This is a genomic window from Methylobacterium frigidaeris (assembly GCF_022179185.1).
Classification (GTDB): domain Bacteria; phylum Pseudomonadota; class Alphaproteobacteria; order Rhizobiales; family Beijerinckiaceae; genus Methylobacterium; species Methylobacterium frigidaeris.
The window spans coordinates 1-240 of the sequence record NZ_BPQJ01000335.1 but is presented as its reverse complement, the minus strand read 5'-3'; the positions used below and the strand labels follow the sequence as shown (position 1 = coordinate 240).

At 70.4% G+C, this 240-nt stretch carries 1 protein-coding gene; it reads right to left on the bottom strand.

Features of this window, described 5'->3' with window-relative positions; all coding sequences use genetic code 11:
* Positions 1 to 240 (bottom strand): transposase (locus MFF64_RS37285; RefSeq protein WP_238194108.1); only part of this gene is annotated, 240 nt, incomplete at both ends.

The window sequence follows — 240 nt, the reverse complement described above, 5'->3', positions numbered from 1 at the left end:
GTTCCTTCCTGCCTTCCGGCGTGGCGCCGATCAGGACCAGCATGCACTCGGCCTGATCCTCCATCCGGGCCTGCAGGTAGACCCCGTCAGCCCAGACGTAGACGTAGCGGCGCGCCGAGAGATCGCGCGCCTGCCAGCGGGTGTACTCGTCGGCCCACGTCGCGGTCAGCCGCGTGACGACGGCTGGCGACAGGTTCGGCGCGTCCTTGCCCAGGAGGGCGGCGAGCGCCTCCTGGAAGT